General features: G+C 68.0%; 26 protein-coding genes. 9 read left to right on the plus strand and 17 right to left on the minus strand.

Annotated elements, in window-relative coordinates:
- Positions 1-38: 38 nt before the first annotated feature.
- From A6A40_RS10625 to A6A40_RS10660, 8 genes are all read right to left on the minus strand, one after another.
- Positions 39-296, minus strand: a complete 258-nt coding sequence (locus A6A40_RS10625) for a hypothetical protein (RefSeq protein WP_063635372.1) — start codon at positions 294-296, stop codon at positions 39-41.
- 42 nt (positions 297-338) lie between these two features.
- Positions 339-803 (minus strand): DsrE family protein, encoded by a 465-nt coding sequence (locus A6A40_RS10630; RefSeq protein ID WP_108546650.1) that lies wholly within the window; start codon positions 801-803, stop codon positions 339-341.
- A 34-nt stretch (positions 804-837) separates the two neighbouring features.
- On the minus strand, positions 838-1,626 hold the full coding sequence (locus A6A40_RS10635) for a HesA/MoeB/ThiF family protein (RefSeq protein ID WP_063636229.1): 789 nt from the start codon (positions 1,624-1,626) through the stop codon (positions 838-840).
- A gap of 91 nt (positions 1,627-1,717) precedes the next feature.
- Positions 1,718-2,509 (minus strand): hypothetical protein, encoded by a 792-nt coding sequence (locus A6A40_RS10640; protein ID WP_063635373.1) that lies wholly within the window; start codon positions 2,507-2,509, stop codon positions 1,718-1,720.
- A 152-nt stretch (positions 2,510-2,661) separates the two neighbouring features.
- Positions 2,662-3,621: a cysteine synthase A gene (gene cysK, locus A6A40_RS10645; RefSeq protein WP_063635374.1), complete on the minus strand. Its 960-nt coding sequence runs from the start codon at positions 3,619-3,621 to the stop codon at positions 2,662-2,664.
- Positions 3,622-3,768: 147 nt separating this feature from the next.
- Positions 3,769-4,224, minus strand: coding sequence for an RrF2 family transcriptional regulator (locus tag A6A40_RS10650; RefSeq protein ID WP_063635375.1), 456 nt, complete (start codon positions 4,222-4,224; stop codon positions 3,769-3,771).
- A gap of 236 nt (positions 4,225-4,460) precedes the next feature.
- A complete protein-coding gene (locus A6A40_RS10655; RefSeq protein ID WP_063635376.1) occupies positions 4,461-4,754 on the minus strand; it encodes a DUF2218 domain-containing protein in 294 nt (97 codons plus the stop codon).
- 20 nt (positions 4,755-4,774) lie between these two features.
- Positions 4,775-5,398: a PadR family transcriptional regulator gene (locus tag A6A40_RS10660; RefSeq protein ID WP_063635377.1), complete on the minus strand. Its 624-nt coding sequence runs from the start codon at positions 5,396-5,398 to the stop codon at positions 4,775-4,777.
- 175 nt (positions 5,399-5,573) lie between these two features.
- Between A6A40_RS10660 and A6A40_RS10665 the strand changes: the two genes are divergently transcribed.
- The 6 genes from A6A40_RS10665 (at position 5,574) to A6A40_RS10690 (ending at position 12,406) form a co-directional block, all read left to right on the plus strand.
- On the plus strand, positions 5,574-7,517 hold the full coding sequence (locus tag A6A40_RS10665) for a hypothetical protein (protein ID WP_063635378.1): 1,944 nt from the start codon (positions 5,574-5,576) through the stop codon (positions 7,515-7,517).
- A 51-nt stretch (positions 7,518-7,568) separates the two neighbouring features.
- On the plus strand, positions 7,569-8,573 hold the full coding sequence (gene trxB, locus A6A40_RS10670; protein ID WP_063635379.1) for a thioredoxin-disulfide reductase: 1,005 nt from the start codon (positions 7,569-7,571) through the stop codon (positions 8,571-8,573).
- A gap of 263 nt (positions 8,574-8,836) precedes the next feature.
- Entirely contained in the window at positions 8,837-9,847 is a 1,011-nt protein-coding gene (locus A6A40_RS10675) for an ABC transporter permease (RefSeq protein ID WP_063635380.1), read from the plus strand.
- Positions 9,844-10,776: a nickel transporter permease gene (gene nikC / locus A6A40_RS10680; protein ID WP_063635381.1), complete on the plus strand. Its 933-nt coding sequence runs from the start codon at positions 9,844-9,846 to the stop codon at positions 10,774-10,776. Before A6A40_RS10675 ends, nikC begins: the two co-directional genes overlap by 4 nt.
- A gap of 2 nt (positions 10,777-10,778) precedes the next feature.
- Complete coding sequence (locus tag A6A40_RS10685) at positions 10,779-11,627, plus strand: ABC transporter ATP-binding protein (protein ID WP_063635382.1); 849 nt, start codon at positions 10,779-10,781, stop codon at positions 11,625-11,627.
- A gap of 2 nt (positions 11,628-11,629) precedes the next feature.
- On the plus strand, positions 11,630-12,406 hold the full coding sequence (locus A6A40_RS10690) for an ABC transporter ATP-binding protein (protein WP_199275899.1): 777 nt from the start codon (positions 11,630-11,632) through the stop codon (positions 12,404-12,406).
- Between the two features lie 31 nt (positions 12,407-12,437).
- On the opposite strand, the gene A6A40_RS10695 is transcribed toward A6A40_RS10690, so the two are convergent.
- Entirely contained in the window at positions 12,438-14,318 is a 1,881-nt protein-coding gene (locus tag A6A40_RS10695; protein WP_063635384.1) for a GGDEF domain-containing protein, read from the minus strand.
- Positions 14,319-14,527: 209 nt separating this feature from the next.
- On the opposite strand from A6A40_RS10695, the gene A6A40_RS10700 reads away from it, so the two are divergent.
- A complete protein-coding gene (locus tag A6A40_RS10700) occupies positions 14,528-16,081 on the plus strand; it encodes an ATP-binding protein (protein ID WP_063635385.1) in 1,554 nt (517 codons plus the stop codon).
- A 4-nt stretch (positions 16,082-16,085) separates the two neighbouring features.
- Here the strand turns inward: A6A40_RS10700 and A6A40_RS10705 are convergent, their stop codons facing one another.
- Both A6A40_RS10705 and A6A40_RS10710 read right to left on the minus strand, forming a co-directional pair.
- On the minus strand, positions 16,086-16,586 hold the full coding sequence (locus A6A40_RS10705) for a GNAT family N-acetyltransferase (RefSeq protein ID WP_063635386.1): 501 nt from the start codon (positions 16,584-16,586) through the stop codon (positions 16,086-16,088).
- A 209-nt stretch (positions 16,587-16,795) separates the two neighbouring features.
- On the minus strand, positions 16,796-17,317 hold the full coding sequence (locus A6A40_RS10710) for a substrate-binding domain-containing protein (protein WP_063635387.1): 522 nt from the start codon (positions 17,315-17,317) through the stop codon (positions 16,796-16,798).
- A 182-nt stretch (positions 17,318-17,499) separates the two neighbouring features.
- Here A6A40_RS10710 and A6A40_RS10715 point away from each other — a divergent pair, with 182 nt between their 5' ends.
- A complete protein-coding gene (locus tag A6A40_RS10715; RefSeq protein ID WP_063635388.1) occupies positions 17,500-18,393 on the plus strand; it encodes a LysR substrate-binding domain-containing protein in 894 nt (297 codons plus the stop codon).
- A 21-nt stretch (positions 18,394-18,414) separates the two neighbouring features.
- On the opposite strand, the gene A6A40_RS10720 is transcribed toward A6A40_RS10715, so the two are convergent.
- On the minus strand, positions 18,415-19,425 hold the full coding sequence (locus A6A40_RS10720; protein ID WP_063636230.1) for a zinc-binding alcohol dehydrogenase family protein: 1,011 nt from the start codon (positions 19,423-19,425) through the stop codon (positions 18,415-18,417).
- 201 nt (positions 19,426-19,626) lie between these two features.
- Here A6A40_RS10720 and A6A40_RS10725 point away from each other — a divergent pair, with 201 nt between their 5' ends.
- A complete protein-coding gene (locus A6A40_RS10725; RefSeq protein ID WP_063635389.1) occupies positions 19,627-20,025 on the plus strand; it encodes a hypothetical protein in 399 nt (132 codons plus the stop codon).
- Positions 20,026-20,032: 7 nt separating this feature from the next.
- On the opposite strand, the gene A6A40_RS10730 is transcribed toward A6A40_RS10725, so the two are convergent.
- The 5 genes from A6A40_RS10730 to groL form a co-directional block, all read right to left on the minus strand.
- On the minus strand, positions 20,033-21,187 hold the full coding sequence (locus A6A40_RS10730) for an ATP-binding protein (RefSeq protein WP_063635390.1): 1,155 nt from the start codon (positions 21,185-21,187) through the stop codon (positions 20,033-20,035).
- A 155-nt stretch (positions 21,188-21,342) separates the two neighbouring features.
- Positions 21,343-22,047, minus strand: a complete 705-nt coding sequence (locus A6A40_RS10735; protein WP_063635391.1) for a response regulator transcription factor — start codon at positions 22,045-22,047, stop codon at positions 21,343-21,345.
- Positions 22,048-22,441: 394 nt separating this feature from the next.
- A complete protein-coding gene (locus A6A40_RS10740; RefSeq protein ID WP_063635392.1) occupies positions 22,442-23,359 on the minus strand; it encodes a DMT family transporter in 918 nt (305 codons plus the stop codon).
- A gap of 14 nt (positions 23,360-23,373) precedes the next feature.
- A complete protein-coding gene (locus A6A40_RS10745) occupies positions 23,374-23,715 on the minus strand; it encodes a hypothetical protein (RefSeq protein ID WP_063635393.1) in 342 nt (113 codons plus the stop codon).
- A gap of 274 nt (positions 23,716-23,989) precedes the next feature.
- A complete protein-coding gene (groL, locus tag A6A40_RS10750) occupies positions 23,990-25,633 on the minus strand; it encodes a chaperonin GroEL (protein WP_063635394.1) in 1,644 nt (547 codons plus the stop codon).
- Positions 25,634-25,657: the final 24 nt, after the last annotated feature.

Genomic DNA, 25,657 nt, shown 5'->3' on the forward strand with positions numbered 1-25,657 from the left:
AGCCCCGCACCTTGCTCAAGGCTGATCCACCCCGCCCGTCAGCCCTCCGTCAGCAACTCCACAGCCTCGTGCAGGATGGCGATCTTGGCGGCGAAACGGCCTTCGGGATCGCTTTCGCCGATCAGGCGGATCATGACGCCCAGGACATGGGCAACCTGCGGCGCCAGCCCGGCATGGCTCCGCACATGGCGGGCGAGGCCGGCCAGCGCCGTCCGGTAGGGACGCCCTTCGAACCCGTCGGTGGCAATCGACTCGAAACGGTTGGCGAGGTCGAGGATCTCGCGGTTGTCATTCATGGTCTTTCCGCCAGATCGGATGAACAGGTTCGGAGACTGGTGTCAGATGAACAGCATGGCGCCGCCCTTCGGCGCGTCGTTCAGGAAGGTGACGACGCCGCCGGTGGCGACCGGCACGTCGGCACGCAGTTGCACGCCAGGCGGCAGACCGAGGGCCCGCAGCCCCATCTCGCAGGCCATCACCGTCACCCCCAATGCGACGCAGGCCTCCAGCAGTTCCTCGAAGGTGGCAAGGCCGTGGGTGGCGAAATAGCGGTCGCGCGCCACCGGCGAACTGCCGTCGTCGGCGGGGTCCAGGTCGTGCCAGCCCAGCACCCCCGGCTCGCTCTCATGCACCAGGGCGCGCAGCGCACGGCCGGTGAAGAACAGCGTGACCTTGCGGTTGGTGGCCGCCGCGGCGCTGGCCATCACCAGCGCGTAATGGACCCGGTCGAAGCCGCCGGCGAACAGGACGATCGACAGGGCCGAGGTGCTCTCGGCCGAGGACTGCGACATGGTGGTGGACATGATGGGCCGCCTCCCGTCTTTCCCGTCGCGCCCGTCAGTGGGCGGAGAGGTCGTGGATGGTCGGATGATCGCCGCAAAGCGCGCAGTCGGGATCCCGCTTGATGGCGATGCGCTGATAGGACGCATAGAGCGTGTCCATCATCAGCAGGCTGCCCGACAGGCTCTCGCCCAACCCCAGCAGTTCCTTCAGCACCTCCGTCGCCTGCAGCGAGCCGACGAAACCGGCCAGCGCCCCCAACACCCCGCCTTCCGAGCAGGACGGCACGGTGCCGCGCGGCGGCGGTTCCGGAAACAGGCAGCGATAACAGGGGTGCGGCGCGCCGAGATGGGCCTTGAAGGTGCTCAGCTGGCCATCGAATCGCAAGATCGCCGCCGACACCAGCGTCTTCCCGGCAAGGAAGCAGGCGTCGTTCAGCAGGAAGCGCGTGGCGAAATTGTCCGACCCGTCGGCAACCAGATCGTAGCGGCCGATCAGGTCCATCGCATTGTCGCGGTTCAGCCGCATCCGGTGGGCCTCCACCCGGACATCGGGGTTCAGCGCATGGATGCGGGCGGCGGCACTCTCCACCTTCGGGTGGCCGAGTGTCGATTCGTCGTGGATCACCTGGCGCTGCAGGTTCGACAGGTCCACCGTGTCGTCATCGACGATGCCGATGGTGCCGACGCCGGCCGCGGCCAGATAAAGGAGAAGGGGCGCGCCAAGGCCGCCGGCGCCGACGACCAGCACCTTGGATCGCAGAAGCCGCTCCTGCCCGATGCCGCCGACTTCCGGCAACACGATGTGGCGGGAATAGCGGTGAAGCTGGGTGTCCGTGAAGTCCATGGCCGGCAGCATAGCGCAAGGACGCGCCGTTGCAGCAACATTCGATGCGGCATTTTCCGACACGCGGAGCCGCCCGGCATCGCGAAGGCGGTCAGACCTTGGTCGAGGTGGGCTTCGCTTCGGACGCCCATTGCCGCAGCCGGGTCTGCCGCTCGCGCAGGGTCTTGGATATGGCGCTTTCCTGGTTCGCTCCCGACTCGGACAGATCCGCATTGCGCGGCACGAGGTTCATCATGAAATCGGTCGGCGACTTCAAACTCGACGGCGGGACCACCACCATCGTGTATTGGCCGGGTTCCAGCTTGTAGGTCGGCTTCTGCAGGAAGGTCTGCTGGGAATCGGGCTTGCCCGAGTCGCTGGCGGCGACGACCTTGCCGTCCTTGTCCATCATCGCCCAGCGCGTGTTGGGAAGCGATATGTTGGCGGTGAAGTTGCCGCCCTGCAGGACGTTGAAGGTGTGCTTCTGCACGCCGGTATCGCCGTTGCCCGGCGGCTGGGCGGTGCCCTTCAGCGTTGCGCCGGCACCCGTCACCAGGACGTTCTGCCGTTCGGTGACGTCCAACGAATAATCGCGCACGCCGGCCGCCCGGTTGGCCTGCGAAATGGTCGCCGTGTAGGTGCCCGGCCCCAGCCGCGCGGTGGCGTCCGACGCCGATTCCTTCGACCGGATGGTCGTCACCACCTCGTTCCGGTCGTTGCGGATCTCGACGTTGGTGAAGGTGTTGTTGACCTTGAAATTGAACTCGCCGGCCTTGCTGACCGTGAAGGTCTGGGTGTCGGCATTGGCCCCGTCGGCGCCGACCTTGGTCGTCTGCCCCTTGAGCTGCGAGAAGGCGCTGCTCGACAGGTTCGGAACATAGGTGGCGGCGGTCACATCCGACATGGCGGTCACTCCCCGGCGGCGCGGACGGCGAAGGCTTTGCTGTTGCCGGGAAGAGTAGCGCGAACCGCCAATTCCGTCAAATTTCGCACCGGAATTTCGCGGATAGGCTGCGGAGCGGAAGCGGCGTCGCCCCCGCTCCGCAACGTCGGCGGTTACTCCAGCCCTTCGAACAGGGCGGTCGACAGGTAACGCTCGGCGAAGGACGGCAGGATCACGACGATCTGCTTGCCCGCATTCTCCGGACGGGCGCCGACCTCCAGCGCAGCGGCGAGCGCCGCACCCGACGAGATGCCGACCGGAACGCCTTCAAGACGGGCGACCTTGCGGGCGGTTTCGAAGGCGCGCTGGTTGGAGATGCGCACCACCTCGTCGATCAGTTCCTTCTTCAGGATGTCGGGAACGAAGCCGGCGCCGATGCCCTGGATCTTGTGCGGGCCCGGCATGCCGCCGGACAGGACGGGGCTGTCCTCCGGCTCCACCGCCACCGCCTTGAAGCTGGGCTTGCGCGACTTGAGGACCTCGGCGGTGCCGGTCAGAGTGCCGCCGGTGCCGACGCCGGAGATCAGGAAATCGACCTGACCGTCGGTGTCCTTCCAGATCTCCTCCGCCGTGGTGGCGCGGTGGACAGCCGGGTTGGCGGTGTTCTTGAACTGCTGCAGCAGGTAGGCGTTCGGATCGGCGGCCAGGATCTCCTCGGCCTTGCGGATGGCGCCCTTCATGCCTTCCGACGCCGGGGTCAGCACCAGTTCCGCACCCAGCAGCTTCAGCATCTTGCGCCGCTCAACCGACATGCTTTCCGGCATGGTCAGGATCAGCTTGTAGCCCTTGGCGGCGGCGACGAAGGCCAGCGCGATGCCGGTGTTGCCGGAGGTGGGCTCGACCAGGGTCGTGCGGCCGGGGGCGATGGTGCCGGCGGCCTCCGCGGCATCGATCATGGCGCGGCCGATGCGGTCCTTGACGCTGGCCAGCGGGTTGAAGAACTCCAGCTTGCCGATGATCTGGGCCTTGACCCCGGCATCCTCGGCGAGGCGGTTCAGCCGCACCAGCGGCGTGGCGCCGATCGTGTCGAGGATGCTGTCATAGATCTTGCCACGGAATTCGGGTGCAGCCATGATTCCACCTCTAAGATTTGTGTTATGTGTAAGTTCAACACCCCAGGCCGAGCATTATCCAGCGCGGATGGCCTGTCAAACGGGAAGTGGGGTCGGCGGGCCGTCCGTGCGATCCCGCTGATCGCAGTCGAAGCGCCAGCCGGAGCGTCAAATCGTGAAGTCGATCCGGTCCTCGGTCTCGCTCTCCACCCCGGCCTGGCGCGCGCGCATGCACAGATCCTCGACCGTGATGGTGTCGAGCTTGGCCATGCATTCCTCCTGCAACTCTCCCCACAACGGACGCACGACCTGATGGCCCAGGACGGAACCCGCCGGCTCTTCGATGGGATCCGTGGCTGTCTCCATCGAGCGGACCACCCGCACGATCTCGCCCAGCGTGATCCGCCGCCGCTCGCGCGCCAGCCGATAGCCGCCACGCGGGCCCCGCACACCGGCCAGCACGCCTTCCCGCACCAGCTGCTGCAGCACCTGCTCCAGGTAACGCTTCGGGATACCCTGGCGCCGGGTGATCTCTCCCGACTGCACCGGCTCGGTGCCCGCGTTGTAGGCGATGTCGAGGACCGCCTCGATGGCGAACATCAGCTTCTTGGAGATGCGGAGCATCACGAGCGACTCCCGGTGTTCTGACTGTGCCTGCCACTGCAGCAAGGGGACCGGCGGTTCCCGGCGGCACCGGCCTCGGACCGGTCCGAAGGTGGAAACGCCGACATCTCACCCATTCCCGCCTGTTGGTTAAGAAGCGTTCTACACCTTGGAAGCGGGAATTCACAACAGGATTTGTCGCAGACAGACTCGGGAAAAGCCCTTCCGAACACACGGCACGCCCGGCGGGGCGGGTGTCACGATCCGGCCGTCCAGGCCACCTCCCCCAGATCCTCGCGGAAGGCGAAGCGCTTCAGATGGTCGATGACCACTGCCTGCATGCGCTCCATCTGTTCGGCATCCTCCATCTCGATGGTCAGCGTCAGCCCTTCGGCATCCGCCGCCATCCGGCAGCGGCGGTCGGGAGAGAAGGGCACCAGCCCCTGGTTCTCGTCATAAGCGACCTCGAACTTGTGCGCCCAGTGCTTGCACAGCTGGGTCATGTAGCGGCGGCCGTTGGGGGTCGCGATGCGGGCGCTCGATACGATCATGGTCTTCGTCTCCTCCGCGATCAGATCCGTTCGACGGCGCGGGCTGCGGCGTCGATGGCGTCGGCGATGGCCTGGGTTTGCTCCGCCGTCAGGTCGCCGCGCGACAGGCGCAACCGCAGGGCCAGCTTGAAGTTCTCGACGGCGCGGACGATCTGCGGCGAGGATTCGCGTTGCTGCCGGGCCTTCGCGTGGGCGATCCGTTCGCGCACCGCGGCAACGGCGGGCTCCGCCGCCTTCAGCGCCTCCGTCCCTTCGGGCGTGATCTCGTAGAGCTTCTTGTTGCCTTCGGTCGACCCGATGCGGATGTGGCCCTGCTCCTCCAGCAGGGTCAGCGTCGGGTAGACGACGCCGGGGCTGGGGCTGTAGGCGCCGCCGACCATCTCCTCGATCGTCTTGATCAGGTCATAGCCGGAGCGCGGCTTCTCCGCGATCAGCCACGACAGAACGAGGCGCAGGTCGCCGTGGTCGAAGACGCGGCGCTCTCCCCGCCCTCCCCGACCACCCCCGAAGCCACCCCCCCGGCCGCCGCCGGAGCCTTCCCAGCCGCCGCGATACCCATGGCGGCCGCGCCCGTCCGGCGCCTCGTCGTCGAAGTCCGGGCGCGAGAAGCGGCGCCCCTGGCAGTGAAACAGATGCCGAAACATGGAACCCTCTCTCGATGCAGTTTCGATATAACGAAATTTTAGATATATCGAAACTCGCTCTTTGACAAGGGGGGGCGTTCCGACAAATCGCAGCCGCCTGCAAATCACTGTCGCCTGCCCTGTCGAAGGGGCTATAACCGACGCCCTGGCTTTGCTATCGCGCGTGTGTGCCCTGATGCCCCTTCGGATCGAGACCTTCTCCAACGTCACCGGCGGCTCCAGCTTCTTCAAGGCGGTGGGCCATCCGCTGGCGGCGCCCAAGGCCGCGATCCTGATATCGCGGCTGGCCTCGTACGGCCCGGTGGCCGTCTATGACCCGCTGGGCCTGCTCTCGGGGCTGGCGGAGTTCTATGACCTGTCGGCGGTGCCGGTGTGCGGCATCTATGTCCAGGACGTGGAGCAGGTGGGGAAAGAGGTGTTCGGCCATGCCGCCCGCCCGGTGACCGACCTGCCGTCAAGCCGCGCCCGCACCGTCTTCATCGTCGCCTTCGATTCGCAGCGCTTGGAAGGCCACATCGCGCATCTGATCCCGAAACAGGCCGGCGTCGTCTCGCTGGACGCCATGCGCGTGCCGGAAGACATGCTGAACGACCCCGGCCATTACCTGTCGAAGTTCAATTGGGCGACCAATTTCGCCTGGTTCCGCGACGGCGACGGCCATCACACCCGCGTGGTGTCGGCCAACTACTGGCCGCGCTACGGCGCCAAGGGCACCAGGCTGTGGGCCTGCCTGTTCGATGGCGAGGGCCGCCCGATCGCCGACTGGACGGAGCCGATGCCGCCGACCGACGGCACCGTGGTGATCGACAGCCGGCAGGTGCGCGAGCGCTTCGGCCTCGCCCCCTTCTGCGGCTCGCTGTTTCTGCACGTCATCGGCGCCGCCGGGCACGACGTGGTCAAATACGCGCTCGACACCTATGGCGACGACGAGACGGTGTTGTCCTGCACCCACGACGCCAACGCCTGGCCGGCCGATCTCTATGCCGGCCTGCCCGCCCCGCGCGAGGGAGAGCGGGTGTCGTTGTGGATCCAGAACAGCCACCCCACGCCGATCCCGGCCGGCGCCGTCGGGCTGAACCTGATGGGCTCGGCGGAGATCCGGACGCTGGACCGGACGGTCCCGGCCTTCGCCACCGTCGAACTGGACACCGCCAGCCTGTTCCCCGAAGCCCGCTGGCCGCAACAGTTCGAGGTGCAGGCCGGCAAGCATTTCGTCCGCCCGCGCTATGAGATCGTCGCCGCCGATGGCCGCCGCCGCATGGCCCACGCCAATGTGGAGCGCACCGATCTGAAGCCGGACCCCAGGCTGCCGCTGCTGACCGGCGGCGCGGTGGACAAGGGCGTGGTCGGCAAGGGCCACATCCTGCCGGCGCCGCTGCTGCCGATGGGCCGTTGGCGCACCATCCTGCTGCCGACGCCGATGAGCACCGCGCAGACCGAACTGCCGGTGAAGGCCGTCGTCTATGACCGCAACGGCGCCGCGGTGGCGGAACACCGCTTCGGCAACCTCAAGCGCTCCGACAGCGTGGCGCTGGACGTGACGGGGCTGGTCGCCGACAGGGCTGTCGTCGACCAATTTGGGGGCGACGGCTGGGGCCATGTCGAACTGGTCTATGATTTCGAAGCCGGAACGATGGCCGACGGATGGTTGCATGCGCTGGTCCGTTACGAGGACGTAACGACTGGCCATGTGGCGGAGACCAGCTTCGGCAGCCACATGTTCAATATGGCGATGATCTATCGCGACGAACCGCAGAGCTACCATGGCCGCCCGCCCGGCCTGTCGACCCGCCTGTTCCTGCGGCTGGGCACCGACCCGTGGGACACGCTCTGCCATCTTGTCTATCCTGCCTCGACCCCGTGGCATGCCCTGTCCGACACCAACCTGATACTGGTGCGGCGCGACGGCGTTGAAGTGGTACGCAAGCGGTTGGCGATTCCCTGCGGCGGTTCGCACTACTGGCGGTATCGCGAGATGTTTACGGAAGCCGAACGGTTGGCGGCGGGTGAGCATGCCTATGTGCTGATCCGTGACACCACCTGCCGCCTGTTCGGCTACCATGGCTGCCTTGCGGCCGGTGACAGCGCCTTCAGCCTCGACCATATGTTCGGTTTCTAGAACCGTTCCAATCGCAAACTCCCTTCTGCCGATCACTGCGGGATCAGACCCATGGCCACCACGCACCACACCAAGGTCCTCATCATCGGCGCCGGCCCGGCCGGCTACACCGCCGCCATCTATGCCGCGCGCGCCAATCTGGAACCGCTGATGGTCCAGGGCATGCAGCCGGGCGGCCAACTGATGATCACCACCGATGTGGAGAATTTCCCCGGCTTCGCCGATCCGATCCAGGGCCCCTGGCTGATGGAGCAGATGCAGAAGCAGGCGGAGCATGTCGGGACGAAGATGGTGTTCGACCTGATCACCGACGTCGACTTCACGCAGCGCCCCTTCGTCTGCAAGGGCGACAGCGGCGACACCTACACCGCCGACAGCGTCATCATCGCCACCGGCGCCCAGGCGCGCTGGCTCGGCATCTCGACCGAGGAGATCTACCGCGGCTTCGGCGTGTCGGCCTGCGCCACCTGCGACGGCTTCTTCTTCCGCGGCAAGGAGGTGGCGGTCATCGGCGGCGGCAACTCCGCCGTCGAGGAGGCGCTGTACCTGACCAACCATGCCAGCAAGGTGACGGTCATCCACCGCCGCGACAGCTTCCGCGCCGAACGCATCATGCAGGACCGCCTGTTCCGCCACCCGAAGATCGAGGTGGTGTGGGACAGCACGGTGGAGGAGATCGTCGGCGAGGGCGACGGCACCATGGGCAACCCGCGCGCCGTCACCGGCGTGCGCGTGAAGAACGTCAAGTCGGGCGACGAGCGCGTCATCCCGGTGGCCGGCGTCTTCGTCGCCATCGGCCATGTGCCGGCGACCGGCATCTTCCAGGGCAAGGTGGAGATGGACGAGGCGGGCTACATCGTCACGGTGCCCGATTCGACCGCCACCAACATCCCCGGCGTCTTCGCCGCCGGCGATGTGAAGGACAAGGTCTATCGTCAGGCCGTCACCGCCGCCGGCATGGGCTGCATGGCTGCACTGGAGGCCGAGCGCTGGCTCGCCCACCACGAACCGGCCGCCGGCGCCCATGGCGATCCCAGCCCGGCGGGGACTTGGTGAGCTGAGGGTTAAGTTCAAGCGACGGATGCCCCTCCCTAACCCTCCCCCGCTCAAGCGGGAGAGGGAACTCCGCCGCTCTTTTGCGAATCGTCACGCTACCTGGCATCCAATCCCCTCTCCCGCGGAACGCGGGGGAGGGATAGGGAGGGGGCAAGCGGCGCATCCACAGCACCCAGCTCCCCATACTCCCCTATGCCCTTGACGGGCTTTGCACAAAGCTCCGACTGTGATTCCCTTGGCGCTCCAACCGCGAGGGAGTCCTCTTGCCTACGCTGAAACGCGGCCTCGCCCTGCTGGTCACGGTGGCCGTGACCCTGCTGGGCCTGCTGCTGGTCACTTTCCTGATCGGCCGCGTCGTGCCGATCGACCCGGTGCTTTCGGCTCTGGGCGATCGGGCGAATGCCGAAAGCTATGCGCAGATGCGCGCGCAGCTGGGCCTCGACCTGCCGCTGTGGCAGCAGTTCCTGCGCTATGTCGGCGACGTGCTGCAAGGCGACCTCGGCACCTCGGTGCTGACCTCCCGCCCGGTGCTGGAGGATGTGCTGCGCGTCTTCCCGGCAACGCTGGAACTGGCGACGGTCGCCGCCATCGTCGGAGCGGTGCTGGGCATCCCCGCCGGGGTGTTCGCCGCCGTCAACCGCGGGCGCTGGCCCGACCATGCCATCCGCCTGCTCGGTCTGCTCGGCCATTCGGTGCCGGTTTTCTGGCTGGGGCTGATGGCGCTGCTGCTGTTCTACGCCAAGCTGGACTGGGCGCCGGGACCAGGGCGGGTCGATATCTTCTATGAAGGGATGGTCGATCAGGTGACCGGCCTCGTCACGGTCGACGCCCTGCTGGCCGGCGAAACCGACATCTTCTGGAACGCCGTGGGGCATCTGGTTCTGCCGTCAGCCATCCTCGGCTTGTACTGCGTCGCCTACATCGCGCGGATGACGCGCGGCTTCATGCTGGACCAGTTGCGCCAGGAATACATCACCACCGCACGGGTGAAGGGCCTGTCGGAGACCCGCGTGGTCTGGGGCCATGCGCTGCGCAACATCACGGTGCCGCTGATCACCGTCATCGCCCTGTCCTATGCCAGTTTGCTGGAGGGATCGGTGCTGACCGAGACGGTGTTCGCCTGGCCGGGGCTGGGGCTCTACATCACCAATTCGCTGCTCAGCGCCGACATGAACGCGGTGCTGGGCGGGACGCTGGTGGTCGGCGCGGTCTTCATCGCGCTGAACCTGCTGTGCGACCTGCTCTATCGCCTTCTGGATCCCAGGGCCCGATGACCGCGCGCACCGACCCCCCATTCGCCCACCGGCCCGCCGGCTGGCGGGACTGGTTGACCACCGACACCCCGCAGTCCCGCGCGCAGGCCCGGCTGGGCCGCGCCTGGGCCGGCTGGACCGCCTTCCGCCGCAACCGGCTGGCCGTCGCCGGGCTGCTGATCGTGCTGGCCCTGGTCGTCGTCGCCGCATTCGCCCCGCTGTTGGCGCCCCACCACCCCTATGCCCAGGATCTGAACAGCCGGCTGCTGCCGCCAAGCGCCGCCCATTGGCTGGGCACCGACGCCTTCGGCCGCGACATCCTCTCCCGCCTGATCCATGGGGCGCGGCTGACCTTGATGATCGTGGCGCTGGTGGCGGCAACGGCGCCGCTGGCCGGGCTGGTGATCGGCACGGTCGCCGGCTATTTCGGCGGCTGGGTCGACACCGTGCTGATGCGCATCACCGACATCGCGCTGGCCTTTCCCAAGCTGATCCTGGCGCTTGCCTTCGTCGCCGCGCTCGGCCCCGGCATCGAGAACGCGGTGATCGCCATCGCCATCACCTCCTGGCCGCCCTATGCCCGCATCGCGCGGGCGGAGACGCTGACCGTCCGCCGCGCCGACTTCATCAGCGCCGCCCGGCTGCAGGGCGCCTCCAGCCTGCGCATCATCCTGGGCCACATCATGCCGCTGTGCGTCGCCTCGCTGATCGTGCGGACGACGCTGGACATGGCCGGCGTGATCCTGACCGCGGCCGGGTTGGGCTTCCTCGGTCTCGGCGCCCAGCCGCCGCTGCCGGAATGGGGGGCGATGATCGCCAATGGCCGGCAATATGTGCTGGAGCAATGGTGGGTGGCCGCCATGCCCGGTCTCGCCATCTTCATCGTCAGCCTGGGCTTCAACCTGCTGGGCGACGGGCTGCGCGACGTGCTGGACCCGAAGGGCGACTGAAGATGACGGACAACACACCCCTGCTGGACGTCTCCAACCTCCGCGTCGCCTTCCCCACACGCACCGGCGAGGCGGAGGCGGTGCGCGGCGTCTCCTTCACCCTGGGGCGGGAGAAGCTGGGCATCGTCGGCGAGTCGGGCTCCGGCAAGTCGATGACCGGCCGCTCGATCCTGCGCCTCGTGCCGCCACCGGGGCGCGTCACCGCCGACCGGCTTGCCTTCAACGGCGAGGATCTGCTGACGGCCTCGGCCAAGCGCATGCGCGGCATCCGCGGCCGGCGCATCGCCATGGTGATGCAGGACCCGAAATATTCGCTCAACCCGGTGATGACCGTCGGCCGCCAGATCGCCGAGGCCTATCGCGTCCACAGCAGGGCCGGTGCCGCCGAGGCCAAGCGCCGCGCGCTGGAGATGCTGGCCGCCGTGCGCATCCGCGATCCGGAGCGGGTCTATGACCGCTATCCCCATGAGGTGTCGGGTGGCATGGGCCAGCGCATCATGATCGCGATGATGCTGATCCCCGATCCCGACCTGCTGATCGCCGACGAGCCGACCTCCGCGCTCGACGTCACCGTGCAGATGCAGGTGCTGGCGATCCTGGACGACCTCTGTTCCCAGCGCGGCATGGGCATGATCTTCGTCAGCCATGATCTGAACCTCGTCGCCTCCTTCTGCGACCGCATCCTGATCATGTATGCCGGCCGGGTGGTGGAGAGTTGCCGCGCGTCGGAGCTGCACGCGGCGCAGCACCCCTACACCCGCGGCCTGCTGGCCAGCCTGCCCAGGATCGACGAGCCGCCCGGCGACCTGCCGGTGCTGAGCCGCGATCCGGCCTGGCTGGAGGGGCGATGACCATGATCGACATCCGGGATTTGCGGGTCCGCTTCGGCCAGGGCACCGATACCGTCACGGCGGTGGACGGTGTCACCCTGTCGGTGCGCGAGGGGGAGAGCTTCGGGCTGGTCGGTGAATCGGGTTCCGGCAAATCCACCGTCCTGCGCGCGGTCAGCGGCCTGAACGACGAGTGGACCGGCCGCATCGCCGTCGCCGGCGCGGACCAGGGACCGAAACGGCAAAAGGGCTTCTACAAGCTCTGCCAAATGGTGTTCCAGGACCCCTACGGCTCCCTCCACCCGCGCCACACGGTGGACCGCATCCTGGCCGAGCCCATCGCCATCCATGGGCTGGGCGATGCCGACGCCCGCATCGACCGGGTGCTGCGCGACGTCGGTCTCGGCCCCGCCTTCCGTTTCCGCTACCCGCACCAGCTGTCGGGCGGCCAGCGCCAGCGCGTCGCCATCGCCCGCGCCCTGGTGCTGGAGCCGCGCGTCCTGCTGCTGGACGAGCCGACCTCGGCGCTCGATGTCTCGGTGCAGGCAGAGATCCTGAACCTGCTGCGCCGGCTGCGGGCGGAGCATGGCCTGACCCTGGTGCTGGTCACCCACAATCTCGCCGTCGTCGCCAATCTGTGCGACCGGCTGGCGGTGATGAACCGCGGTCGGCTGGTGGAGGAGATGAGCGTGGAGGAGTTGCGCCGCGGTGCCGCGCGCGAGCCCTACACGGTGCAGCTGCTGCGCGCCAGCCAGGGCTACGACCGCGCGACGGCGGAGAGCTTCCGGGATTATGCGTGAGTGGGGGAGCACTCCCGCGCCGCCACCTCCCTCACGCCAGCCGCACCACGCACAGCTTGTCTTCCGCCCCCTTGGCGGCGGCCTTGTGATCGGCTATGGCGGCATTGATGGCGTCGGGGGTCAGGCCGTGGCAGCCGGGCGGGATCACCACCGCCACCCCGCTGGCGGCCAGCAACGGAAAGCGCCGCAGCGCCCCATAGCGGTCCTTCGCCAGGAAGCCGCCGCTGACCCGCGTCTCGGCGTCGTACAGGCTTTCGGCGTCGGAGCGGAACAGGGCCAGCAGTTCCACCAGCCGGGCCAGCACCTCGCACTCCTCCCCGCCGCTGACGCCCAGGAAGAAATCGTCGCCGCCGATATGACCGGCGAAGGCGTCGGCGTCGATGGCCGCCCCGGCGCTGCCGGCCCAGGCCTTCAGCCGCTCGCTGAACATCAGGATGGCGCGGTCGCCCTGGCGGAAGCCGAAATTGTCGTTGAAGGGCTTGAAGTTGTCGAAATCCAGATAGGTCAGGACATGGCCGCGCCCCGCATCGTCCAGCGCCCCTTCGATGTGGCGCAGGATCGCCGCATTGCCCGGCAGCCGGGTCAGCGGGTTCTGGTCGGTCGCCATCGCCAGATTGCGCTCATGCACCAGCCGCAGCAGCGCGCCGCTCGACAGCACGCCGGCATAGGCGCCACCCTCCACGATCACGATCCCATCGGCGGCGGATTCGGTGGAGAATGCTTCGATCACCCGGTCCAGCGGCGTGGAGATGTCGCAGACCGGCGAGCGGATGACCAGATCGTCCAGCCCATTGCCCAGGCCGCGGTTGCGCAGCAGCTCCCCGCCGAATCGTGAATAGACGAAGCGCTTCAGGTCGCGTTCGCGGATCAGGCCCAGCGGCCGGTCATGCTCATCGACGATGGGCGCGATGGCGGCGCTGCCGTCGCCGCGGAAGTAATCCAGCAGCTCGGTCTTCCGCGAATCGACCCGCAGCGGCGGCAGCCGTTCGATCACCTCCGACAGGCGGCGGTGCGACTCGCTGGGTTGGCGCCGGTCCTGGCGGTTGAGATCCTCGACGATGGCATAGCGGTTGGGCAGCCCGGTCAAATCCACCCGCGGCCGGGCGATGAGGAAGCCCTGGGCGAAGTCGCAGCCGAGATCGCGGCAGGTGTAGAACTCGGTCGCGGTCTCCACCCCCTCCGCCACGATCTGGATGCCCAGCGCATGGGCATGGCCGGCCAGCGCCGCCACCAGGGCCCGCTTGCGCGAATCCGCATCGATGCCGGCGATGAAGAAGCGGTCGATCTTCACATAGTCGGGCCGCGCCTCGTACAGCGTGCGCAGGCCGGAATGGCCGACGCCGAAATCGTCGATGGCGATGCCGGCCCCGCTCTGGCGATAGCGGTCCACCGCCGCATCCACCGCAACGCCGCGGGTGACCGGGCGGCTTTCCGACAGCTCCAGCACGATGCCGCTGTTGCGGGCGGCGGCCGGGTCGCGGGCGAGCCAGGGCGAGTCGGGCCGGCCGACCAACCGGGCGTCCAGGTTCAGGAACAGCTTCGCCTCGTTCCATCCCGACAGCGCGCGATAGGCGGCAACCGCCTTGGCGTGCAGCGCCGTCTCCACCGTCGCCAGCAGTCCGGCGGCCTCGGCGGCATCCAGCAGCTCTCCGGCATTGGCGAAGCCGGTGCGCTCGAATCCGCGCAGCAGCGCCTCATAGCCATGGCAGCGGCCGGACCGCAGCTGGACGATGGGTTGGAAGGCATAGCGCAGGGCACCGACCGCCGATGCCCAATCGAACACAGCCGCCTCGCCCTGACCCGGACGGGCGGCAATCCGGCGCGCGCCATAGGGCTCGGCACAGTCGCTGTCGGGCCCCCCGGTTCTGGCTCCGGCATTTGTCCCGGCTTCTATTGTGGTCAGCACAGTCATCGCTCGGTCCGCCAGCGCCGATCCGACACAAGACCGGCGCTTGCTTATAACAGAGCTTGTTTGCGGTTTCATGACCGCGACGCCGCCTTGTCATGCCCCCGGCGCCCCGCCGGTCCCGAATCGAATCCTCGTATCACCGCGCCCGCCTGCGCTATAGGAAGGCCCCCGCCGATCATGGGGGCGGTTCGGGTGAGCGGGAGGCGAGCGGGATGAAGGTCGGCATCGACATGGGGGCGACGAACGCGGGCAGCGCCGCGACGCTCGACCTGGAGGAGCTGCTGGCGACCCGTCTGCTGGTCCAGGGCAATTCCGGTTCCGGCAAGTCGCACCTGCTGCGCCGGCTGATCGAACAGAGTGCCCAATGGGTGCAGCAGGCGGTGATCGACCCGGAGGGCGACTTCGTCACGCTGGCCGAACGCTTCGGCCATGTGGTGGTGGAGGCCGACGAACACAGCGAGGCCGCGCTGCAATCGGTCGCCGCCCGCGTGCGCCAGCACCGCGTCTCCGTCGTCCTGAACCTGGAAGGGCTGGACGCGGAAATGCAGATGCGCCACGCCGCCGCCTTCCTGGGCGGGCTGTTCGATGCCGACCGCGATTTCTGGTATCCGATGCTGGTGGTGGTGGACGAGGCGCAGCTGTTCGCCCCCTCCGCCGCCGGCGAGGTGTCCGACGAGGCGCGCAAGGTCTCGCTCGGCGCCATGACCAATCTGATGTGCCGCGGGCGCAAGCGCGGGCTGGCCGGGGTGATCGCCACCCAGCGGCTGGCGAAGCTGGCCAAGAACGTCGCCGCCGAAGCGTCCAACTTCCTGATGGGCCGCACCTTCCTCGACATCGACATGGCGCGTGCCGCCGACCTGCTGGGCATGGAGCGCCGGCAGGCGGAGATGTTCCGCGACCTGGAGCGCGGGCATTTCATCGCGCTCGGCCCCGCACTCTCGCGCCGGCCGCTGCCGCTGCGCATCGGTGCGGTGGAGACCCAGGGCCGCACCGGCAGCCCGACGCTGATGCCACCTCCCGCCACACCGGTGGAGGATGCCCGCGACCTGATCTTCACCACGACCGGGCCGGAGCCGCCGCGCTACGTGCGCCGCCCCTCCACCTCGGCCAGCGCCGACCTGATGGCGCAGCTGGCGCGCGGCCGCCCCGCCGCTCCGCCGCCCTCTCTCGACGACAGCGCCGCCGAACAGCCCGCCCTGCTGCCGCTGGAGCCGCAGGAAACACCCGAACAGGCCGCCGAGCGCGAGGCCCAGTACGAGGCGGTGCTGGCCGAGGTGCTGGCCGACCCGGAGGCGCCCTACCGCTCGCTGGCGGTGCTGTACCAGGATTTCCTGGTGCGTTGCCGGGGCCGGGGGGTCGATGGCGACCGGCTGGCCCTTCCCGCCTTCCGCCGCCGTCTGGCCACCGCCCGCGCCGGGGCCGGCAGCGGCGACGATCCCGCCTGGCAGCGCGCGACGGAGGTCGCCGCCACCCTGGCGGAGGACATCCAGCCTGTCTTCCTGCTGCTGGCCCGCGCCGCCCTGGACCATGCACCCTGCCCGTCGGACGCCGATGTGGCGCGGGCCTGCGGCAGCCGGTCGAAGGGGCGCGGACGCCGCCTGCTGACCTACATGGAACAGCGCGGCTTCATCGCCAGCCGCAGCGGCCTGGGCAACACCCGCGCCATCGCCCTGCCGTCGCTGGGCTGGGAAACCGCGCTGGGCGACCCCAATGCAGACGATGCAGCCGATGCTTCCGACGAGGGCGGGCTGTTCGCGGCGGGGTGAGCGGTCACCCGGCCAACTGCTTTTGCAGGAACAGAAGGTCGAGCCAGCGGTCGAACTTGCGGCCGACCTGACGGATGCAACCGGCTTCGACGAAACCAAAGGCGGCATGCAGACGGATCGACGCGGTATTTTCCGCTTCGATGCCCGCGACGATCATGTGTTTGCCGCTGCGCTTCGCATCGTCCAGCAGGGCGGCCAGCAGCCCCCGCCCGATCCCCCGGCCCCGCACCGTCGAATCCACATAGATCGAATGCTCGACGGTGTGCTTGTACCCTTCCCACGGCCGGAATTCGCCGTAGGACGCGAAGCCGACGATCGCACCGTCGAGTTCGGCCACCAGAACGGGCATGCCCTTGGACTTGCGCTCCGCCATCCAGGCGCGGCGTTGCTCCAGCGTGGTCGGCGTCAGGCTCCACACCGCCGTGGTGTTGAGGATGGCCTCGTTCAGGATGGCGACGATCGCAGGAAGATCGGCGTCCGTGGCCGCTCGTATATCGCGTGTCATGATTCGGTTCTCCGGCTCCTGGGTTTGCCGATGCGGTACCGCAGGCGACCGCTCATGATTCCATTATATTGGATTTTGTTCCATCAAATTAAGTGCCTTGCTCTCCCGCCGTCGCGCCGATGTCCGCGAAAACGGAAAGGGCCGCTCACGGAGCGGCCCTTCGATGCGGGACATGGCGGTGAAGCCTTGCCCCTTCGGCTCTCCGCCGTTCAGCTTCCAGCGGTCGGCGCGCTGACCGGCTTGCCGCTCTGGCCCCAACTGGCGACGAAGTCGTTCACGCCGGGGACCGCCATCATGTGGGCGTCCTTGACATAGACGAAGCGCTTTGGCCCGAAGCCGTACTCGGTCAGCGTGATGCCGGCGGCGCGGCAGCGCTGGTACTCGGCGGCGCTGATCGGACGGTCGGAGGCGACCATGTCGGGATGGTCCAGCCCGACGCCGCCACAGAAGGCACGGAAGCCGGTCGCGGTGCCGCGGGCGTCCAGGCGCGGCTTGGTGTCGGGACCGCCGGCATATTTCACCGCCGCCTGATCGATGGTGCCGCGCAGGGCCGGGCTCCCGACGATCCAGATGCCGCGGGCCTCGGGCGGGGGCTTGGGCACTGCCGGCGGCGGAAGGGCGGCGGTCTGTTGCGGCGGCGGCGTGAGGCCCGGCATCTGACAGCCGGCGAGCAGCGCCGCAGCGGCAAATGCGAGGACCAAACTGCGGGCCGGCGCGGAAAAACGGGTCATCGGACGTCTCACTCCTCAGAATCGTCAGGCATCCGGGCGGCGAGGCCCGGAGGGCTGACAATGAGAACGCCCCCGCCCCGCTTCAACGGCCCGGCCGCCGCTTGTCCCAATGCGCCGCTCGCCATCGATGCAATTCCAAGATAGAAATATAGCCAACGATCATAAATCAGAATGTATCCCCGATGTCCCTGCCCGACCTGGAGATCGACGCGCTGCGCGCCTTCGTCACCGTGGCGGAGGCCGGCGGCTTCACCGCGGCGGCGGAGCGGCTGGGCCGCACCCAGTCGGCGATCAGCGTCAAGATCAAGAAGCTGGAGGACACGCTCGGCCGTCGGGTGTTCGAGCGCACCAGCCGGTCGCTGGCGCTGACCCATGACGGCGAGTTGCTGATGGGTTACGCCCGCCGCCTGCTGGACCTGAACGACGAGACGGTGCGCCGCTTCGCCGAACCGGCGGCGGAAGGCGAGCTTCGGCTGGGCGTGGCCGAATATTTCCTCTCCGACCATCTGCCCCATGTGCTGCGCCGGTTCGCCAGGCTGCACCCGCGCCTGCACATCGACGTGCGGGTGGGCCTGTGCGGCGACCTGGTCTCGGCACTGGATTCGGGTGAGCTCGACCTCGTCATCTCCCGCCGCGATGCGGGCGACAACCGGGGACGCGGCATCTGGACCGAGCCGATGCGCTGGGTCGCGGCCCCTGGGCTGGAGATCCCGGACGACGGCCCCCTGCCCTTCTGCGCCCTGCCAGCCCCTTGCGTCTTCCGCAACCGCGGGCTGGCGGCGCTGGGCGAGGCCGGACGCTCCTGGCGGGTGGTCTACACCAGCGGCAGCGTCATGGGGGTTCAGGCCGCCGTCCGCGCCGGGCTGGGCGTCGCGGTGCTGAGCGAATCCTCCATACCGGAGGGTGTGCGCAGGCTGGGGGTGGAGGACGGACTTCCCGAACTGGGCAATGTCGAGATGGCGATATTCGGCGAGACGCCGCGCAACCGCCGCCTCGCCGAACCGCTGGTCGGCTTCATCCTGGACAGCCTGTCGACCATGCACCCCGCCCGCCCGCCGCTCGCCCTGGCGGGGTGAGCAGCGGGTCGAGCCGGCCGGTCAGAATCCTTCCAGCACCAATTTGCCGCGGGCCTTGCCCGATTCGATCAGGGCATGGGCCTTGCGCAGGGTGGCGGCGTCGATGCGGCCCAGCGTTCCCGTCAGCGTGGTGCGCAGGGTGCCGGCATCGACCAGACGCGACACCTCGGTCAGCAGCTCATGCTGGGCGATCATGTCGTCGGTCTGGAACAGCGGGCGGGTGAACATCAGCTCCCAATGCAGCGAGACGCTCTTGCGCTTCAGCAGGCGGACGTCGATGGGCTCGGGGTCGTCGATCAGGCCGATATGGCCCTGCGGCGCCACCAGCGCCACCAGATCCTGGAAATGGCGGTCGGTGGCGTTGGTGGAGAAGATGTAATCGACGCCGGACAGCCCCAGCGCCTTCACCTGCTCCGCCATCGGCCGGCTGTGGTCGATCACGTCATGGGCACCCAACTCGCGCACCCAGTCGGCCGTTTCCGGGCGAGAGGCGGTGGCCAGCACGCGGACCTTGCTCAGCCGGCGAGCCAGCTGGATGGCGATGGAACCGACACCGCCGGCCCCGCCGACGATCAGCAGCGATTTTCCTTCTCCACCGTCGCGCGGCAGGCCCAGCCGGTGGAACAGCATTTCCCAGGCGGTGATGGCGGTCAGCGGCAGGGCGGCCGCTTCGGCCACGCTCAGGCTGGCCGGACGGGCGCCGACGATGCGTTCGTCGACCAGATGGAACTCCGCATTGGTGCCGGGGCGGTCGATGGAGCCGGCATAGAAGACAGCATCGCCGGGGCGGAACAGGGTGACATCCGGCCCGACCGCCTCGACCACGCCGGCGGCGTCGAAGCCCAGGATGCGCAGGTCGCCATCGGCGGGAGCGGCGTTGCGGCGCAGCTTGGTGTCGACGGGATTGACGGAAACCGCCTCCACACGGACCAGCAGGTCGCGGCCGGCAGGAGTCGGGCGGGCGATCTCGACGTCGATCAACGCGTCGGCGTCGGTGACGGGCAGGGTCTTGCGGTAACCGATGGCTTTCATGATGGCCTCGCCTTCAAGGATGGAGAAGAAGTCGAAGCGCAGGATGGCGGCGTCCACAGGATATGTTAAATTCATAGTTCATGTTTCATCCATCCCGATCCATGATCGATGACGCCCTGAAGCGCCCCCCTGAAGCGCCGGGCGAACGGATAGACGCCAAAGGGGTATGGAATATCCGGCTGGGTTTGGGTGTTTGTACCGATGACCGGCTTCACCGCCGATTCCGGTCTCTGCACCATGGAAAGCAAGGCCTTGAGCATCGCCAGCCCCAAGATCCTGACCGCCCTGCTCCTGGCCGCGAGCGCCGCCGCACTGTCGGGCTGCGTCGCCACGGGTGGATACGACCCCTATTATCCAGCCTATGGCGGGACCGTGGTGGTGCCGCCTCCGGCCATGTATGCGGTTCCGCCGCCGGTCGTCGTGCAACCCGGCTACCGCTATCGCTCATGGGACGACGACCGCGGCTGGCGCGGCCGCGGGTGGGAGAATCGCAGGGGGTGGGACAACCGGGGCGGATGGGACCACAGGAGGGGCTGGGACCATAACGGCGCCCCGCATGCGTGGGAACACCAAGGCGGCCCGCAAGGCTGGCGCCGCTGAGGGACGCTCAGCCGGCGGAGGCGGGTACCCGGTCGGCCCGGTTTCGCAGGACCAGGATGGTATGGTCATCATCGCGCACGGCACCGTCGCGCAGCAGGACGAGTGCGGTCAGGGTGGGATCGACCTTGTGCAGGTTGCGATGGATGAACAGGGCCGGCAGCCGGGCGCAGCCGCTGGTATACAACACGACATGATCGCCCGGCCCCCACAGCAGATGGACCGACGCCGGAGCCAGCGGATTGAAGCCCACCATTGCCCAGCGGGCACCGAGAGCCAGGATCTCCTGCGGGCGCACCACCGCGCCGGCCAGGGTGCCGAGCGCCGTGTAATCGACCGCCTTGCCGTCGAATCGCAGGATCGCCAGGGCGGACCGGCCGATCTGCTTCAGGACCGGATCATGGGATAGTCCCAGTTCGGGCCGAACCCTCAGATCGCGCCGGATGGCGTTGACAACCACGGGCGCGGGAAGATCGGGCACAGTGGCGGCGACCACCGTCTCGACCTGCGCGATCACCTCCGGCGTCATCCTGGTGAACGGCCCGGACCGCGCATCCTCACCGCCGCCCCCGGCCGCCTGATCGGCTGCCTGGTCATCCGGCTCGGTTTCGCCGTCGATCATCAGCGCGATCCCGCAGGGGCCGTCCGGCCCGCGGGCGGCGGAACATCGGACGAACCAATGGTCGAGGAAGGGCTCGCGCAGGGCGGTTTCGCCATCCTGCCGCCCGACCATCACCGCTCCGACCTCCGCCATGGCGTCGGCGTGCGGCGAATCGTCGGCACCGGGGCGCAGCACGCGGACCAGAAGCGCCGACCCGATGCCCGGCGTGGCATGGATATGGAAACGGTCGGCCAACCGCCGCACCGCCTCCAGATCGGCGCCTAACCCTTGGGCCGCGTCCGTCGGCAGTTCTTCGGCCGTTGCAGGATCGCGGTCGTATGCCAGGCACTCGACGCCGGCTCCGGACCGCATGCGGGCGATCAGCAGCGTCCCATCGGGACGGCCCAGCACATATCCGGACAGCGCCGCCACAAGACTGTCCAAACGGGCGGCCTCTTCGGCAGCCAGTACGCCGTCAGCCCGCTCCGCCGCGATCCGCCGCGCCGTGGCGGTATCGTCGGGCGACGCCACGGAAATGCGACGGTGACCATGGTCGGGGAACATCGGACCGCTCCTGTCGGCGTTCTGGTTGCTCTTCTCCAGAACTTTACAATCCTCTGGCCGCCGATCCCAACGAGAAGGACCTGGCCGGTACCGATTTTCGAAGCTCCGGTCCCGGCAATGTCAGTCCGCCCGGAAAACCGCACCCGGATGGGCTGTCAGGACGCGATCGCTTCCATCATCGCCGGCTGGCGGATGGGCAACACACGCGGCAGGTCGCGGCCGCGCAGCATCTCCGCCGCTTCCCACAAGCGGCCCAGCCCGACGATGGACCGGCAGCCGGTCTTCTCCATGATGCGGGCGCGGTGGACCTCCACCGTCTTGATGCTGATGCCCAGTTCCCAGGCAATGGTCTTGCTCTGCTTGCCTTCGACGATCAGTTCCAGCACCTCCGACTCACGGCGGCTCAGCAGGGTGAGCCGGCGGACAGCGTCGCGGCTGCGGTCGCGCTGCTCGGCATGGGGGGTGCCGGACGCCAGGCAGGCCCGCAGCCGATCCAGGAAGGCCGGGACGGCGAAGGGCCGGGCGATGCAGTCGGACGCCCCGGCCTTCATCGCGGCCACGGCGGCGTCGACGTCGCCCTGTTCGGTGACGATCAGAACCGGCAGGTCATGGCCATGCAGCGAGGCCTCGGCCATGAATTCGATGGCGGTCATGTCCGGCAGGTCGCTGCGCAGGACGATGCAGGAGGAGGCGGTGCCCAACACGGCCAGCGCGTCGGCGCCGGTGCTGTGGACGCGGCAGGCGATGCCGACGGCACCCAATGCCCGCGAGAGCGTGCTGCGCGACAGCAGATCGCCGTCGACGATGTGAATGAGGCAGGCGGTATTCACGGAGACCGGAACAGGCATTTGCAGGGGCATCTTGGGACCTCCACCACAGCGGACCGGCGGACAGCGCCGGCTCCTCATGGCGACCGATCGATCTGCGAACCGCCGCCATGACCTGCATTTTAGCGGTCATCCCTTATTGACCGCTGCTGGCGCGAAGGATAGCGAGTGTGTCTAAAAGGATATCGGGGATAGTATACGCGCGAACATCCGCTCACCACGCCCAATCCGCACGCTATCCCACCACACACCGCAATACCGAACGGCGAGTTTCGAGAGTATCCTCGCGATAATCCAGGCAATCAGAAGAACCGACTCAAGAATATTGCCGGACCGATGCTGCCTTGCGAGCGAGAACAACTCTCAAACAACATCGTTTCAACACTGAACGATGATAATTTCCACAGCAGGAAACAATCCGGCAGCCTCAGGCGCGGCGGCGGGTCGCCAGGACAATGCCGGCGGCGATCAGGGCGATGCCGATCCCATGATAGAGATGCGGCTGCTCTCCCAGGAACAGAATGGCCAGCAGGCTGCCGAAGACGGGCACCAGATGGATGGCAAGGCCGGCCGTGTTCGGGCCGAGCAGCTCCACCGCCCGGTTGAAGCAGAGATAGGCGGCGATGGACGGGAACAGCACGGTATAGCCGACCGCCAGCAGCGTGATGCCGCTCGCCTGCATCGGATGCCCGCTCAGGCTTTCCCAGAGATAGAAGGGCAGAAGTTCCACCGCACCGATGGCGAAGGTGACGACGACGAAGCTGAGGCCATGGATCGCCGGACGGCGGCGCAGCAGCGTGGTGTAGGCGGCATAGATCACCACCGCCGCCAGCATCCAGACATCGCCCGCGTTCAGTTCCAGCCCCAACAGCGTCGCAGGGTCGCCGTGGGAGATCAGAGTCATCGCACCGACCAGCGAGACCGCGATTCCCACCCCCTGCATCGCCCCGATCCGGTCGCGGAACAGGACGAGGCTCATCAGGACGATCATCACGGGCATCGACGACTGCAGCATCACGCAGTTCAGCGCGGTCGTCGTGTTCAGCGCGATGTATTGAAAGGTGTTGTAGATGCCGATGCCCAGAGTGCCCAGCAGCAGCACACTCTTCCACCGCGCCAGGATCGGCGTGATGTCGTGGCGCAGGTGCGGCCAGGCGAAGGGCAGCACGATCAGCATGCCCAGGCACCAGCGCCAGAAGGCCAACCCGATGGGCGGCACGGCCCCGGCGACCGCACGCCCCAGGACCGCGTTGCCCGCCCAGAACAGGGGCGGCAGCATCATCAGCAGCCAGGCCTGATCGGCGAGACGGGATCCCTTGAGAGGAGCGGTGCGGTCGGCAGGCATGGCGCTGTCCGTCCTCAGCTGCGGCGGCGGGGCGAGGCGAAGACGCTGGATGCGGACAGCGCCGCGCTGCGGTCGCCGCCGTCTTCAGCGCGGAAGACGCTGGGCCGCGCTTCGCGGCGGGGGGGACGCGGCGCGTCCTCGCGGCCCTCGCGGCCCTCGCGGGGCGGCTTGGCAGGCTGGCGCAGTTCGGCGTCGAGTTCGGCGATGCGCTTGACCAGCGCTTCACGGATGGCGGGGGCCGCGTGGGCTTTCAGCGTCGCCAGCTGCTCCTTGAGCTGAACCAGCTGACGCTGCTTCTGCTCGCGGGTGCGCTTGATGGCGACGTTGTCGGAATGCTGGCCCTCGAAGGAGCGCATGGAACAGGCCCTCGTTGAAAAATACGGAATTCACAATCCGGCGCCCCCCATTGGGGCGCCCGGCGGGAGGGGCGGATTATTGGGAGGCGCCGGCGCCAAAGCAAGGCGGAGTTCACCTTGACATTTCAGGATGGCGGAGGGCAGCTGCAACCTGCCCAGGTACAGGCGGACCATATCCGGAGCATTCCGGAATACCCCAAGCCCCAAAAGAAAAGGGACGCCCCCTTGCGGAGGCGCCCCTTTCCGAACCGAAGGACGGTCAGACGATGGGCTATTAGAAGCCCATGTCGTCCATGCCGCCCATGCCGCCCGGCATGCCGCCCGGAGCAGCCTTCTTCTCCGGCTTCTCGGCGATCATCGCCTCGGTGGTGATCAGCAGGCCGGCGATCGAGGCCGCATCCTGCAGGGCGGTGCGAACCACCTTCACCGGGTCGATGATGCCGGCGGCGACCAGATCGGTGAACTCACCCTTCTGGGCGTCGTAGCCGAAGTTGGTGTCGGTCTGGTCCAGCAGCTTGCCGACGACGATCGAACCGTCGGTGCCGGCGTTGTAGGCGATCTGACGGACCGGAGCCTGCAGGGCGCGACGGATGATGTCGATGCCGACGCGCTGCTCGTCGTTGACCGGGGTCAGCTTGTCCAGGGCCTTGCTGGCGTACAGCAGGGCGGTGCCGCCGCCGGCGACCACACCCTCTTCCACCGCGGCGCGGGTGGCGTGCATCGCGTCGTCAACGCGATCCTTGCGCTCCTTCACCTCGACCTCGGTCGCACCGCCGACGCGGATGACGGCGACACCACCGGCCAGCTTGGCCAGACGCTCCTGCAGCTTCTCGCGGTCGTAGTCCGAGGTGGTCTCCTCGGCCTGGGCGCGGATCTGGCCGCAACGGGCTTCGATGTCGGCCTTGTCGCCGGCGCCGTCGACGATGGTGGTGGTCTCCTTGGAGATCACCACCTTCTTGGCGGTGCCCAGCATGTCGAGCGTGACGTTCTCGAGCTTGATGCCGAGGTCTTCGGAGATGACCTGGCCGCCGGTCAGGATGGCCATGTCCTCCAGCATCGCCTTGCGGCGGTCGCCGAAGCCCGGAGCCTTGACGGCGGCGATCTTCAGGCCGCCGCGCAGCTTGTTGACCACCAGGGTGGCCAGCGCCTCGCCCTCGATGTCCTCGGCGATGATCAGCAGCGGACGCGAGGACTGGACGACGGCTTCCAGAACCGGCAGCAGCGGCTGCAGGCCCGACAGCTTCTTCTCGTGCAGCAGGATGTACGGGTTCTCGAGGTCCGCGACCATCTTGTCGGCGTTGGTCACGAAGTACGGCGACAGGTAGCCGCGGTCGAACTGCATGCCTTCGACGACGTCCAGCTCGGTGTCCAGGCTCTTGGCCTCTTCCACCGTGATGACGCCCTCGTTGCCGACGCGCTCCATCGCCTGGGCGATCATCTTGCCGATCTCGGCTTCGCCGTTGGCGGAGATGGTGCCGACCTGGGCGATCTCGTCGTTGGTCGTGACCTTCTTGGCGCGGGCCTGGATGTCGGCGACGACGGTGGAGACCGCCAGATCGATGCCGCGCTTCAGGTCCATCGGGTTCAGGCCGGCGGCGACCTTCGTCACGCCTTCGCGGACGATGGCCTGGGCCAGGACGGTGGCGGTGGTGGTGCCGTCACCGGCCAGATCGTTGGTCTTCGAGGCGACCTCGCGGACCATCTGGGCGCCCATGTTCTCGAACTTGTCGGCAAGCTCGATTTCCTTGGCGACCGACACACCGTCCTTGGTGATGCGCGGAGCGCCGAAGGACTTCTCGATCACGACGTTGCGGCCCTTCGGGCCCAGCGTGACCTTCACGGCGTCGGCGAGGATGTCAACGCCACGCAGCAGCTTTTCGCGCGCGGAGGGGCCGAACTTGACGTCTTTGGCAGCCATGTCTCGATTCCTTTAACTTGCAAA

It is taken from the genome of Azospirillum humicireducens (genome assembly GCF_001639105.2).
Classification (GTDB): domain Bacteria; phylum Pseudomonadota; class Alphaproteobacteria; order Azospirillales; family Azospirillaceae; genus Azospirillum; species Azospirillum humicireducens.

Bases quoted from the DNA above. Each gene is read 5' to 3' on its own strand.
- A6A40_RS10660 (WP_063635377.1), bottom strand. From the start codon at position 5,398: ATGTTTCGGCATCTGTTTCACTGCCAGGGGCGCCGCTTCTCGCGCCCG.
- A6A40_RS10710 (WP_063635387.1), bottom strand. From the start codon at position 17,317: ATGACCCGTTTTTCCGCGCCGGCCCGCAGTTTGGTCCTCGCATTTGCC.
- A6A40_RS10700 (WP_063635385.1), top strand. From the start codon at position 14,528: ATGAAGGTCGGCATCGACATGGGGGCGACGAACGCGGGCAGCGCCGCG.
- trxB (WP_063635379.1), top strand. From the start codon at position 7,569: ATGGCCACCACGCACCACACCAAGGTCCTCATCATCGGCGCCGGCCCG.
- A6A40_RS10725 (WP_063635389.1), top strand. From the start codon at position 19,627: ATGACCGGCTTCACCGCCGATTCCGGTCTCTGCACCATGGAAAGCAAG.
- groL (WP_063635394.1), bottom strand. From the start codon at position 25,633: ATGGCTGCCAAAGACGTCAAGTTCGGCCCCTCCGCGCGCGAAAAGCTG.
- A6A40_RS10690 (WP_199275899.1), top strand. From the start codon at position 11,630: ATGATCGACATCCGGGATTTGCGGGTCCGCTTCGGCCAGGGCACCGAT.
- A6A40_RS10715 (WP_063635388.1), top strand. From the start codon at position 17,500: ATGTCCCTGCCCGACCTGGAGATCGACGCGCTGCGCGCCTTCGTCACC.
- A6A40_RS10625 (WP_063635372.1), bottom strand. From the start codon at position 296: ATGAATGACAACCGCGAGATCCTCGACCTCGCCAACCGTTTCGAGTCG.
- cysK (WP_063635374.1), bottom strand. From the start codon at position 3,621: ATGGCTGCACCCGAATTCCGTGGCAAGATCTATGACAGCATCCTCGAC.
- A6A40_RS10665 (WP_063635378.1), top strand. From the start codon at position 5,574: ATGCCCCTTCGGATCGAGACCTTCTCCAACGTCACCGGCGGCTCCAGC.
- A6A40_RS10740 (WP_063635392.1), bottom strand. From the start codon at position 23,359: ATGCCTGCCGACCGCACCGCTCCTCTCAAGGGATCCCGTCTCGCCGAT.
- A6A40_RS10635 (WP_063636229.1), bottom strand. From the start codon at position 1,626: ATGGACTTCACGGACACCCAGCTTCACCGCTATTCCCGCCACATCGTG.
- A6A40_RS10705 (WP_063635386.1), bottom strand. From the start codon at position 16,586: ATGACACGCGATATACGAGCGGCCACGGACGCCGATCTTCCTGCGATC.
- nikC (WP_063635381.1), top strand. From the start codon at position 9,844: ATGACCGCGCGCACCGACCCCCCATTCGCCCACCGGCCCGCCGGCTGG.
- A6A40_RS10655 (WP_063635376.1), bottom strand. From the start codon at position 4,754: ATGATCGTATCGAGCGCCCGCATCGCGACCCCCAACGGCCGCCGCTAC.
- A6A40_RS10745 (WP_063635393.1), bottom strand. From the start codon at position 23,715: ATGCGCTCCTTCGAGGGCCAGCATTCCGACAACGTCGCCATCAAGCGC.
- A6A40_RS10630 (WP_108546650.1), bottom strand. From the start codon at position 803: ATGTCCACCACCATGTCGCAGTCCTCGGCCGAGAGCACCTCGGCCCTG.
- A6A40_RS10640 (WP_063635373.1), bottom strand. From the start codon at position 2,509: ATGTCGGATGTGACCGCCGCCACCTATGTTCCGAACCTGTCGAGCAGC.
- A6A40_RS10735 (WP_063635391.1), bottom strand. From the start codon at position 22,047: ATGCCCCTGCAAATGCCTGTTCCGGTCTCCGTGAATACCGCCTGCCTC.
- A6A40_RS10650 (WP_063635375.1), bottom strand. From the start codon at position 4,224: ATGCTCCGCATCTCCAAGAAGCTGATGTTCGCCATCGAGGCGGTCCTC.
- A6A40_RS10730 (WP_063635390.1), bottom strand. From the start codon at position 21,187: ATGTTCCCCGACCATGGTCACCGTCGCATTTCCGTGGCGTCGCCCGAC.
- A6A40_RS10695 (WP_063635384.1), bottom strand. From the start codon at position 14,318: ATGACTGTGCTGACCACAATAGAAGCCGGGACAAATGCCGGAGCCAGA.
- A6A40_RS10720 (WP_063636230.1), bottom strand. From the start codon at position 19,425: ATGAAAGCCATCGGTTACCGCAAGACCCTGCCCGTCACCGACGCCGAC.
- A6A40_RS10685 (WP_063635382.1), top strand. From the start codon at position 10,779: ATGACGGACAACACACCCCTGCTGGACGTCTCCAACCTCCGCGTCGCC.